This is a genomic window from Streptacidiphilus anmyonensis (assembly GCF_000787855.1).
GTDB classification, from domain to species: Bacteria; Actinomycetota; Actinomycetes; order Streptomycetales; family Streptomycetaceae; genus Streptacidiphilus; species Streptacidiphilus anmyonensis.
Genome location: NZ_BBPQ01000009.1, coordinates 163,928 through 172,165, shown reverse-complemented (window position 1 = coordinate 172,165; position 8,238 = coordinate 163,928). Strand labels below are relative to the sequence as shown.

Annotated in this window: 7 protein-coding genes; 5 read left to right on the top strand and 2 right to left on the bottom strand. The window is 72.9% G+C overall.

Going from position 1 to position 8,238, the window contains the following annotated elements; translation table 11 throughout:
* The 4 genes from TR50_RS12470 to holA form a co-directional block, all read left to right on the top strand.
* Window positions 1–2,461 (top strand): ComEC/Rec2 family competence protein (locus tag TR50_RS12470; protein WP_042419363.1); only part of this gene is annotated, 2,461 nt, incomplete at its 5' end.
* Entirely contained in the window at window positions 2,458–2,721 is a 264-nt protein-coding gene (locus tag TR50_RS12465; protein ID WP_236654387.1) for a hypothetical protein, read from the top strand. The genes TR50_RS12470 and TR50_RS12465, both read left to right, overlap by 4 nt.
* A gap of 108 nt (window positions 2,722–2,829) precedes the next feature.
* On the top strand, window positions 2,830–4,086 hold the full coding sequence (locus tag TR50_RS12460; protein ID WP_042419360.1) for an arsenic transporter: 1,257 nt from the start codon (window positions 2,830–2,832) through the stop codon (window positions 4,084–4,086).
* 155 nt (window positions 4,087–4,241) lie between these two features.
* The gene (holA, locus tag TR50_RS12455) at window positions 4,242–5,222 is read left to right on the top strand and encodes a DNA polymerase III subunit delta (RefSeq protein WP_042419357.1); all 981 of its coding nucleotides are present in this window, start codon (window positions 4,242–4,244) and stop codon (window positions 5,220–5,222) included.
* A 300-nt stretch (window positions 5,223–5,522) separates the two neighbouring features.
* Here the strand turns inward: holA and rpsT are convergent, their stop codons facing one another.
* Together rpsT and TR50_RS12445 are read right to left on the bottom strand one after the other, a co-directional pair.
* The gene (rpsT, locus tag TR50_RS12450) at window positions 5,523–5,789 is read right to left on the bottom strand and encodes a 30S ribosomal protein S20 (protein ID WP_042367960.1); all 267 of its coding nucleotides are present in this window, start codon (window positions 5,787–5,789) and stop codon (window positions 5,523–5,525) included.
* Window positions 5,790–5,895: 106 nt separating this feature from the next.
* Window positions 5,896–6,195 (bottom strand): antibiotic biosynthesis monooxygenase family protein, encoded by a 300-nt coding sequence (locus tag TR50_RS12445; RefSeq protein ID WP_042419353.1) that lies wholly within the window; start codon window positions 6,193–6,195, stop codon window positions 5,896–5,898.
* An 86-nt stretch (window positions 6,196–6,281) separates the two neighbouring features.
* Between TR50_RS12445 and lepA the strand changes: the two genes are divergently transcribed.
* Window positions 6,282–8,156: a translation elongation factor 4 gene (lepA, locus tag TR50_RS12440; RefSeq protein ID WP_042419351.1), complete on the top strand. Its 1,875-nt coding sequence runs from the start codon at window positions 6,282–6,284 to the stop codon at window positions 8,154–8,156.
* Window positions 8,157–8,238: the final 82 nt, after the last annotated feature.

The following is an 8,238-nucleotide window of genomic DNA, read 5'->3' as shown; positions in this document are numbered from 1 at the left end:
GCCCGTGCCGTCGCTCGACCGTCGCCGTCGCCGTCGCCCTGGCCCTGCGGACGCGCCGGGCGGGGCGGAGGAACGGCCGTTGGACTGGCGGCTGGTGGGGCCGGCGGTGGTGGTGTGGGGGCTCAGCGCCGCGCTCCTGCCGCTGCGTGGCGCGCACGCAGGGTGGGTGTTCGGTGCGGCCGGGGTCGCCGGGCTGCTCGGGTTCGGGCTGCTGCGCTGCCGGGTGCGGCCGCGCGCTCTCGCCGCGCTGCTGCTGAGCGCCGCTGCGGCCGCGCTCAGCACCGGCCTGGCCGGGGTGGCCCTGACCCGCGGCCCGGTGCCGCAGCTGGCCCGTACCGGCCGCCCGGCCGAGGTGCGGCTGACGGTCCTCACCGACCCGGAGCGTCACGGCACGGACGGGAACACCGTGCTGCGTGCCGTCGTCGACGGCGTGGCGGGGACGGCGACCAGCACGCCCGTCCGCGTGGTCGCGCGCGGCCCCGCGGCGGGGGAGTGGCTGCGGCTGCTGCCGTCGACCCGGGTGGTCGCCGTGGTCCGTGCCCGGCCCGTCACCCCGGACGGACCGCCGGACGTCGCCGCGACCCTGCTGACGACGGATCAGCCGCGCCTGCTCGCGCCGCCCGACGTCGTCCAGCGTGCGGCGGGCGCGCTGCGCGCGGGGCTGCGCCGCGCGGTCGCGCCGCTGCTCGAGGACGAGCGGGCCCTGCTCCCGGGGCTGGTCGACGGGGACACCAGCGCGATGACACCGGACCTCGACGAGGCGTTCGTCGCCACCGACCTGACGCACCTCACGGCGGTCAGCGGATCGAACCTGTCGATCATGATGGTGCTGCTGATCGGCCGCGTCTCCCGGGCCCGCACCCCGGAACGCGGCGGCCTGGCCGCCCGCCTCGGGCTGCCGCTGCGCGGCTCCGCGCTCGCGGGCGCGCTGCTGACCGTCGCCTTCGTGGTGCTGTGCCGCCCCGAGCCGAGCGTGCTCCGGGCCGCCGCCACCGGCCTGGTGATGCTGCTCGGGCTGGCCACCGGCCGTCGCGCCAGCCCGCTGCCGGCGCTCGCGGGAGCGACCTTGGTGCTGATCCTCGCCGACCCGGCCCTCGCCCGCTCCTACGGGTTCGCCCTGTCCGCACTGGCCACCGCCGGGCTCGTCACCCTCGGGCCGCGCTGGTCCGAGGCGCTGCGCGCCCACGGCTGGCCCGACCGCCTCGCCGAGCCGGTGGCCGCCGCCGCGGCGGCACAGGCCTGGTGCGGACCGCTGCTGGTGCTGCGCTCCGGACGGCTCTCCCTCGTCGCGGTCCCGTGCAACCTCCTCGCGGAGCTCTGCGTCGCGCCCGCGACCGTGCTCGGGTTCGCCGCGCTCGCCGTGGCGCCGCTCTGGCTGACCGGCGCGCGGTGGATCGCGCACGCGGCCGCCGTCCCGGTCTGGGCACTGATCCAGGTGGCCCGCTTCGGCGCCGCGCTGCCCGGCGCGGAGATCGGCTGGCCCGCCGGCTGGCCCGGCGCGGTCCTGCTCGTCGCCGTCACCTGCGCCCTGGTCGCCGCCGCGGCCTGGCTGCGCCGCCCGCTGGTCGCCGCCTTCCTGACGCTCTGCCTGCTGCTCGTGCTGCTGCGTCCGCCCCCGCTCACCCGGCTCGCCACGGGCTGGCCGCCCGCCGGCTGGCGTCTGGTCGCCTGTGACGTGGGTCAGGGCGACGCGCTCGTGCTGTCGCCGGGCGGCGATCCCGACACCGCGATCCTCGTGGACGCCGGCCCCGACCCGCACGCCGTCGACGGCTGCCTGCGGGCCCTCGGCGTCACCACCCTGCCGCTGGTGATCCTCACCCACGACCACGCGGACCACGTCGAGGGCCTGCCCGGCGTCCTGCAAGGCCGCCGCGTCGGCGCGGTCGAGACCACGACGGTCGACGACCCGCCCGCCGAGTACGCCCGCGTCCGCCGCTGGACCGCCGACGCCGGCGTCCCGCTGATCCGCGCCGTCCGCGGCGAGCAGCGCTCGCTCGGCGCCCTGCACTGGGAGGTGCTGTGGCCGCCGGACCCCTCTGGAGACTACGTCCCGCCAGGGCCGAACAACGCCTCGGTCGCACTCCTGGTCACCCTCCCGGGGCTGCGCCTCGCCCTCCTCGGCGATCTGGAACCGCCCGCCCAGCAGCGGCTGCTCACCGCCCTCGCCGGGTTCCCCGGCCCGGCGGGCGTGCCGGTGGGCGTGGACGTGCTCAAGGTGGCGCACCACGGGTCGGCGAAGCAGGACCGCGCCCTGATCGCCGCCCTGCACCCCCGTCTCGCGCTGATCTCCGTCGGTCAGGGCAACCGCTACGGCCATCCGGCGCCCACCACCCTGCGCCTGCTCCGCTCCCTCGGCACCACGGTCCTCCGCACCGACCAGCAGGGGGACCTGGCGGTCCTCACCCTGGACGGAGCACTCGCCGTGGCGGTGCGCGGAGGGAAGCCGATAATGGCCAGGTGACCACGACGAGCGACCAGATCGACCACTACGTGCTGGTGCTGCCCGACCGCGACGCGGCCGAGGAGCTGGCATCCCGCCTCACGAGCGCCCACCCCGGCCTGCCCGAACCCGAGCTCCACCGCGAGACCCTCGCCGGCGAGGACGACGCGGAAGACGCCCAGTGGCTCGTCGTCCTCGACCCGCCCCTCCCGATCACCCTCTCCGTCGCCGACCTCCAGGACCTCGTCGCCGAGTTCGACGGCTGGCTGGAGGACTACTGATGCCGCGCCCGGCCCGCGATCCGGTGGGCCCGGCATCCGGGAGAGGCAGGAGCCGGGACTAGGGTCGGTGGCGCCGCCACCGACCCTGCGCACGCGAGGAGCACCGCACTGAGCACGCCCGTAGCCGAGACCGTGTCCATCCTGCTTCTCGCGGTCGTGCTCGTCTGCGCCGTCGTGCGTCCCTTCGGCTGGCCGGAGGCCGTCGCCGCGGTGCCCGCCGCCGGTCTGCTCGTCGCGTTCGGCGCGGTGACCCCCGCGCACGCCATGGGCGAGGCGTCACGGCTCGGGCCGGTCATCGGCTTCCTGGCCGCCGTCCTCGTGCTGGCGCAACTGTGCGCCGACGAAGGACTCTTCGAGGCATGCGGCGCCTGGATGGCCCGGAGCGCAGCGGGGCGCCCGCGTCGGCTGCTGATCCAGGTCTTCGCCGTCGCCGCGGTCACCACCGCCGTGCTCAGCCTGGACGCCACGGTCGTCCTGCTCACGCCGGTCGTCTTCGCCACCACCGCGCGTCTCGGCGCCCGACCCAAGCCGCACGTCTACGCCTGCGCGCACCTGTCCAACTCCGCCTCGCTGCTCCTGCCCGTCTCCAACCTGACCAACCTGCTCGCCTTCACCGCGGCAGGGCTGAGCTTCACCCGCTTCACCGCGCTGATGGCACTGCCGTGGGTGGTGGCCGTCGGGGTGGAGTACGTGGTGCTGCGCCGCTTCTTCGCCGCCGACCTCGACGCGGGCGCGGCGACGACGGACCCCGGACCGGCGCCGGAGCTGCCGCTGTTCGCGCTCGTCACCGTCGCCTGCACGCTGGCCGGCTTCGTGCTCACCTCCGCCCTGGGGATCAACCCCGTCTGGGCGGCGGCGGGCGGGGCCGCGGTGATGGCGGTGCGCGCCCTGGTACGCCGCCACACCACGCCGCGGGCGATCGTCCGCTCCGCGGCCCTGCCGTTCCTCGCGTTCGTGCTGGGCCTCGGCATCGTCGTGCGGGCCGTGGTCGACAACGGGATGTCCACGGCCCTCGCCCACCTCGTCCCGAGCGGGACCTCGCTGCCCGCGCTGCTCGGCATCGCCGTGCTCGCCGCCGTGCTCGCCAACGTCATCAACAACCTGCCCGCGACGCTCGTCCTGGTCCCGCTCACCGCCCCGGCCGGTCCCGGCGCGGTGCTCGCGGTCCTTCTGGGCGTGAACATCGGCCCCAACCTGACGTACGCGGGCTCGCTCGCCACGCTGCTGTGGCGGCGCATCATGGGCGAGCACGACTCGGAGGTGGAGCTGGGCGAGTTCACCCGGCTCGGGTTGCTGACCGTGCCGCTCGCGCTGGTCGCGACGGTGCTGGCCCTGTGGGCCGGGCTGCGGCTCATCGGGACCTGACGGCTGCCGGACTGCGGGCGGCTGGACGGGCGGACGTGACGGCGGACGGACCTGAAGGCGGGCGGACGTGACGGCGGACGGACCTGACCGCGGCTGGACCTGACCGCGGGCGGACCGTCCGCCGCTGTCGGCGGCGACGGATAGGGTGGTTCGCGATGGCCAGGAAACCCTCCGAAGACCTGCTCTCCCCGCTGACCCTGATCGTCGGGCAGGAGGAGCTGCTGCTCGACCGCGCCGTGGCGCAGACCGTCGCCGCCGCGCGGGCGGACGATCCCGACTCCGACGTGCGCGATCTCCTGCCCGGCGCGCTGCAGCCCGGCATGCTGAGCGAACTGACGAGCCCTTCGCTCTTCTCCGAGCGGAAGGTCATCGTCGTGCGCGCCGCGCAGGACGTCGGCGCGGACGTGGTCAAGGAGCTCAAGGCGTACATCGAGGATCCGGCCCCGGACGTGCTGCTCCTGCTCGTCCACGCCGGCGGCGTGAAGGGCAAGGCGCTGCTGGAGGCCGGCAAGAAGGCGGGCGCGCGCGAGGTCGCCTGCCCGAAGCTGACCAAGCCCACCGAGAAGCTCGCCTTCGTCCGCGCGGAGTTCCGCGGCGTGGGCCGTTCGGCGAGCGAGGACGCCTGCCGGGCCCTGCTGGACGCCGTGGGCGGTGACCTGCGCGAGCTCGCGAGCGCGGCGAGCCAGCTGGCCGCGGACACCGAGGGCACGATCGACGAGACGGTCGTCGCCCGCTACTACACCGGCCGGGCGGAGTCGACCGGCTTCCAGGTCGCCGACCTGGCCGTGGCGGGCCGCACCGCCGACGCGCTGGGTCAGCTGCGCTGGGCCCTGGCCGTGGGGGAGAAGCCCACCGGCATCGTCTTCGCGCTCGCCTCCGGCGTCCGCGCGATCGGCCGCGTCGCCACCGCGGACCGCGGCCTGCGGCCTGCGGACCTCGCCCGCGAGCTCGGCATGCCGCCGTGGAAGATCGACCGCGTGCGCCAGCAGATGCGGGGCTGGACGGGCGACGGGGTCGCGGCAGCGCTCCGGGCCATCGCGGACGCGGACGCGGCGGTCAAGGGCGGCAGCGGCGACCCGGCGTACGCACTGGAACAGTGCGTGGTCGCCGTCGCCCAGGCCGCGCGAGCGCGGTAGCGCGACAGGCCACTGATGAGCAGCTGATCCCCGACGCGCGGCGGCCGTCCGCACAGGGTCGTTCCTCGTGCCCACGCGGCGGCGCCGCACGTCAGCACGGCGCCGCGCCCCGGAAGGTGCGACTTCCCTGAGCACGAAAAGGCTCCGCCGTCCCCGAGAGGATGGCGGAGCCTTTCCGTCAGCTTCAGCTATGTGCAGCCCACCCGCGTGGCGAACGCAGGCCGCGTGGGCTGCGGGGTTGTGCGGCTCGTCCGGGGCGTTTGAGAGGGAACGCGTCCGGTCGAGCGTCGATCAAGGGGTTCAGGCCTTGAGCGCGTCAACCTTGGTGGCCAGCGCGGACTTCTTGTTCGCGGCCTGGTTCTTGTGGATGACGCCCTTGCTGACGGCCTTGTCCAGCTCACGGGACGCGGCACGGGCCAGCTCGTCGGCCTTCGCGAAGTCGCCGGCCTCCACAGCCTCACGGGTCTTGCGGATGGCGGTCTTCAGCGAGGACTTGACAGCCTTGTTGCGCTGACGAGCCTTCTCGTTCGTCTTGATGCGCTTGATCTGGGACTTGATGTTCGCCACGAATGAGCCTCAGTCTGAGTTGATTCTTCTGGGACTGCGTCCGCGCCGGGCCAGGTTAGAGGGCATGGCACAGCACAGACACGGTGGTCCACGATACCAGACGGGTTCACACCACCGATTCGCCGAAGTGTTCGACCAGCGGGAAAGGGTCGTAGAAGTGGTGCAGCAGCTGGCGCCACCGCTCGTACTCCGCGGACTTCCGGAACCCCTCGGTGTGGTCCGCGAGCGTCTCCCACCCGACCAGCAGCAGGAAGCGCGAGCCGCGGCCCTCGTCGACGCAGCGGCGCAGCTCCAGCGAGAGGAATCCCCGCTGGCAGGCGATCAAGGGACGGGCCTGGGCGAACGCGGCGAGGAAGGCGTCCTCCTGGCCGGGTCTGACGTCGAGCAGCGCGGACTCCAAGATCATGGCCCAGGATTCTGCACCAGCGCCGCGCCATGGGACGATGGGTGGGAAAAACTTCCTCCCGGCCGATCAGAAGAACTGGATCCTGAGTGTCCGCCATCCCGTCCAACGTTCCGGAGCCCAGCAACACCGACCCGGCGCTGATCCGCAACTTCTGCATCATCGCCCACATCGACCACGGCAAGTCGACCCTTGCCGACCGGATGCTGCAGATCACCGGCGTGGTCGACCCCCGGCAGATGCGTGCCCAGTACCTGGACCGGATGGACATCGAGCGCGAGCGCGGGATCACCATCAAGTCGCAGGCCGTGCGTCTGCCCTGGGTGCCGCGCACCGGTGCGGGGACCGGCTCCACGCACATCCTGAACATGATCGACACGCCGGGCCACGTCGACTTCACCTACGAGGTCTCCCGTTCGCTCGCCGCCTGCGAGGGCACGCTCCTCGTGGTCGACGCCGCCCAGGGCATCGAGGCGCAGACCCTCGCCAACCTCTACCTGGCCCTGGAGAACGACCTCACGATCATCCCGGTGCTCAACAAGATCGACCTTCCGGCCGCCCAGCCGGACAAGTACGCGGAAGAGATCGCCAACATCATCGGCTGCGACCCGACCGACGTGCTGCGCGCCAGCGCGAAGACCGGCCTCGGCGTCGAGGACATCCTGGACGCGGTCGTCGAGCGCGTCCCGGCCCCGGTCGGGGTCAAGGACGCGCCGGCCCGCGCGATGATCTTCGACTCGGTCTACGACGCCTACCGCGGTGTGGTCACCTACGTCCGTGTCATCGACGGCCAGCTCAACAAGCGCGAGCGCATCGCGATGATGTCGACCGGCGCCACGCACGAGCTGCTCGAGATCGGCGTCATCTCGCCGGAGCCCAAGCCGTCCCAGGGCCTCGGCGTCGGCGAGGTGGGCTACCTGATCACCGGTGTGAAGGACGTCCGCCAGTCCCGCGTCGGTGACACCATCACCTCGATGCACAAGGGCGCCACCGAGGCGCTCGGCGGCTACAAGGACCCGAAGCCGATGGTCTTCTCGGGCCTCTACCCGCTGGACGGCTCGGACTACCCGCTGCTGCGCGACGCGCTCGACAAGCTGCGTCTGAACGACGCCGCGCTGGTCTACGAGCCGGAGACCTCGGTCGCGCTCGGCTTCGGCTACCGCTGCGGCTTCCTCGGTCTGCTGCACCTGGAGATCATCCGGGAGCGGCTGGAGCGCGAGTTCAACCTCGACCTGATCTCCACCGCCCCGAACGTGGTCTACCGGGTGATCATGGAGGACGGCTCCGAGCACACGGTCACGAACCCGAGCGAGTTCCCGACCGGCAAGATCTCCGAGGTCTACGAGCCGATCGTGCGCGGCACCATCCTGGCCCCGAACGAGTTCGTCGGCGCGATCATGGAGCTCTGCCAGGCCCGCCGCGGCTCGCTCCAGGGCATGGACTACCTCTCCGAGGACCGGGTCGAGATCCGCTACAACCTGCCGCTCGCGGAGATCGTCTTCGACTTCTTCGACCAGCTGAAGTCCAAGACCCGCGGCTACGCCTCGCTCGACTACGAGCCCATCGGCGAGCAGAGCGCCAACCTGGTCCGCGTGGACATCCTGCTCCAGGGCGAGCAGGTCGACGCCTTCTCCGCGATCGTCCACCGCGACAAGGCCTACAGCTACGGCGTGATGATGGCCGGCAAGCTGCAGAAGCTGATCCCCCGCCAGCAGTTCGAGGTGCCGATCCAGGCCGCGATCGGCTCGCGCGTCATCGCCCGTGAGACCGTCCGCGCGATGCGCAAGGACGTCCTCGCCAAGTGCTACGGCGGTGACATCTCCCGTAAGCGGAAGCTGCTGGAGAAGCAGAAGGAAGGCAAGAAGCGCATGAAGATGGTCGGCCGCGTGGAGGTCCCGCAGGAGGCCTTCATCGCCGCGCTGTCGACCGACGACAACGCTGCCGCCGCCGAGAAGAAGAAGTAGCCCGAGCGCGACCAGGTGTGGCCCCCGCAGGTGGAACCTGCGGGGGCCACACCTTTGTCCGCCCTTTCACGTGATTGCGGTA

Bases quoted from the DNA above. Each gene is read 5' to 3' on its own strand.
- TR50_RS12445 (WP_042419353.1), bottom strand. From the start codon at position 6,195: ATGATCTTGGAGTCCGCGCTGCTCGACGTCAGACCCGGCCAGGAGGAC.
- holA (WP_042419357.1), top strand. From the start codon at position 4,242: ATGGCCAGGAAACCCTCCGAAGACCTGCTCTCCCCGCTGACCCTGATC.